General features: G+C 57.1%; 3 protein-coding genes. 1 reads left to right on the top strand and 2 read right to left on the bottom strand.

The genetic code is table 11. From position 1 onward, the window contains the following. Positions 1 to 140 precede the first annotated feature (140 nt). Entirely contained in the window at positions 141 to 818 is a 678-nt protein-coding gene (locus EKN83_RS23160; RefSeq protein WP_047958247.1) for an isochorismatase family protein, read from the bottom strand. Positions 819 to 832: 14 nt separating this feature from the next. Continuing rightward, the gene (locus EKN83_RS23155) at positions 833 to 1,699 is read right to left on the bottom strand and encodes a pirin family protein (protein WP_095450752.1); all 867 of its coding nucleotides are present in this window, start codon (positions 1,697 to 1,699) and stop codon (positions 833 to 835) included. 109 nt (positions 1,700 to 1,808) lie between these two features. Between EKN83_RS23155 and EKN83_RS23150 the strand changes: the two genes are divergently transcribed. Further along, on the top strand, positions 1,809 to 2,714 hold the full coding sequence (locus EKN83_RS23150) for a LysR family transcriptional regulator (RefSeq protein ID WP_126801790.1): 906 nt from the start codon (positions 1,809 to 1,811) through the stop codon (positions 2,712 to 2,714). Positions 2,715 to 2,798: the final 84 nt, after the last annotated feature.

Raw genomic sequence — 2,798 nt, 5'->3', positions numbered from 1 at the left:
TTTGCTGCCTGGCCGCTTGGGGGGCAACGGGGCGCTACTATAGGGAGTTGCGCTAACACGGTCAAGCAGATTTTCAGCTTTACTGCCTGTTCGGTTAAGCAATAATCAGCTCCACGGTTTTTACGCCGTGGAGCAGGGGATTAACGCTGTGAATCGAGCACTTCGCTGTTTTTAACCACTTCCTGCGCTTTGCTGTAGCTTTCGATCAGCAACTGATACGCCGGGAAGATATGGGTATACACTTCCGCCCACTCCGCGGCATCTTCACGGTTCCATGTCCGCTGGATCTCAGAGGCTACCGCCGCCGTGTCCATCGGCACCACGCCAGCCTGTACCACACGCGCCAGGGTGATCTCTTGCGCCATTTTGCTGTAGGTACCGGAGGCATCAATTACCGCAAACACTTTATACCCGTCGGCAACCGCGCTGATTGACGGGAACGCCATGCAGACGCTGGTGATCGTGCCTGCAATAATCAACGTCTTGCGTCCCGTCGCTTTTACCGCCGCCACGAATTCCGGGTTATCCCAGGCGTTGATCTCACCTTTACGGGCAACATACTGCGCATGCGGCGCGTTGGCGTGGATCTCCGGGATCAGCGGTCCGTTCGGCCCTTGGGGGACAGACGCCGTGGTAATCACCGGGATCTTCGCCAGGGTAGCGATTTTTGCCAGCGCTGCCGCACGGGCACGCAGTTCCGGCATTGGCATATCCCCGACGGTCTGGAACAGACCACTCTGGTGGTCAATAAGCAACATCACCGCATCGTTAACATCAATGACCGGACGAGCGCCATTAAAATTGGCAGGTGTAGACATGTTCTTCTCCTTTATTACGATCGGATCTGGCCGAAGCGGCCGGAATTGAAATCACGAATGGCTTCGTTGATTTCGGTTTTACTGTTCATCACAAACGGGCCATAGCCCACGATGGGTTCATTCAGTGGCTCACCCGCCATCAGCAGCACTTTGGCATCGCTGCTGGCTTCCAGGTGCAGCTTGTCGCCTTCCTGACTCAACACGACCAGCTGGGCTTCACCCGCCTGAGCGGTACCGTTCACCGAGATACTGCCTTCAAGTACGACCAGCGCTGTGCTCCAGCCTTCCGGCTGAGTGAACGTGACGTGACTGCCCTGATTCAGGGTGATGTCCCAGACGTTCAGCGGCGAAAAGGTGTGCGCCGGGCCGGTCACGTCGTTGTAATGACCGGCAATAACCCGCAGCGAGCCGCTGTTTTCGGGCAGCATCACCACCGGAATATCGGCGTTGGTGATGCTCTGATAGCCTGGCTCGGCCATTTTGTCTTTCGCCGGCAGGTTGACCCAAAGCTGCATCATTTTCAGTTCCCCGCCTTTCTGCGCGAATGCGCTGGAGTGGAACTCCTCGTGCAGAATGCCTGCGCCTGCAGTCATCCACTGCACGTCGCCGGGGCCAATAACGCCGCCTTTCCCGGTGGAGTCGCGGTGCTCTACTTCGCCGGAATAAACGATGGTGACCGTTTCAAAACCCCGGTGTGGGTGCTGGCCGACGCCGCGTTTTGCGCCATCTGCCGGGAAGGTGTACGGGCCCGCGTAATCCAGCAGCAGGAACGGGCTGAGGGGCTCGCCGTGCGTCTGATAAGAGAACATTGAACGGACCGGGAAACCGTCGCCAACCCAGTGCTGACGAGGAGCGGTATAAACGCCTGTTACGTTTTTCATGATTTACTCCTGATGTTCTGTTGATGTAATTAGCTTATATTCAGCGTTAATATCCCGGTAGATAGTGAAAATGGCTTTCACTGTTCTGAAATTGGAACGATGAGGATTTATGCAGGATCTCAATGACTTCGTCTGGTTTGTGAAAGTGGTCGACTACGGTGGCTTTGCGGCGGCGGGACGGGCGCTTGATCTGCCCAAGTCCAGGCTAAGCCGCCGGATAGCGCAGCTTGAAGAGCGACTGGGCGTGCGGCTTATCCATCGCACAACCCGGCAGTTTACGGTGACCGAGGTCGGACAGACCTTCTATCAGCACTGTAAAGCGATGATGGTGGAGGCGGAGGCTGCGGAGGAAGCCGTGGCGGCGCTGCAGGCAGAACCGCGCGGTATCGTCAGGCTTACCTGTCCCGTCACCTTATTGCATGTGCATGTTGGCCCAATGCTGGCAAGATTCATGGCGCGCTATCCGGGGATCAACCTCCAGCTGGAAGCGACAAATCGGCGGGTCGATCTGGTAGGAGAGGGAATTGATGTGGCGATCCGCGTGCGTCCACGGCCGTTTGATGACAGCGATCTGGTGTTAAGGGTGCTGGCTGACAGGGGACATTGCCTGGTGGCAAGCCCGGCAATGATTGCACGGCTGGGGAAACCGTCTATGCCGTCTGAACTCAGCGCCTGGCCTGGTTTAAGTATGGGTGAGGGTAAACACATCCATAAATGGACACTCTCCGGACCCGACGGGGCGAAAGCGGAGGTCCATTATCATCCCCGGTTGATCACCACGGACATGCTCGCGCTCCGTGAAGCCGCGATGGCAGGCATTGGCGTGGTGCAGTTGCCGATTTTGATGGTGAAGGATCAACTGGCGTCCGGGGAGCTGGTTCGGGTACTTGAGGCATGGGAACCGCGACGGGAAGTGATTCACGCTGTTTATCCTTCCAGACGCGGGTTGCTGCCGTCTGTCAGAACGCTGGTGGATTTTCTGACGGAAGAGTATGCGAAGATGGTGGAGGAGTAGCTTTTTGTAGGTCGGGTAAGCGCAGCGCCACCCGACATAAAGAGCGCAGGGAGTATCAGGGTTCGAATCCCCTGGCGGAGATCC

Origin of the sequence: Enterobacter sp. WCHEn090032 (assembly GCF_003986875.1) — a bacterium.
Taxonomy (GTDB): Bacteria; Pseudomonadota; Gammaproteobacteria; order Enterobacterales; family Enterobacteriaceae; genus Enterobacter; species Enterobacter sichuanensis.
The sequence above is the reverse complement of the archived record's forward strand: the minus strand, read 5'-3'. Positions and strand labels throughout refer to the sequence as shown.

What these genes read in the sequence shown, in the direction of transcription:
- EKN83_RS23160 (WP_047958247.1), bottom strand. Translation starts at nt 818, where the DNA reads ATGTCTACACCTGCCAATTTTAATGGCGCTCGTCCGGTCATTGATGTT.
- EKN83_RS23155 (WP_095450752.1), bottom strand. Translation starts at nt 1,699, where the DNA reads ATGAAAAACGTAACAGGCGTTTATACCGCTCCTCGTCAGCACTGGGTT.
- EKN83_RS23150 (WP_126801790.1), top strand. Translation starts at nt 1,809, where the DNA reads ATGCAGGATCTCAATGACTTCGTCTGGTTTGTGAAAGTGGTCGACTAC.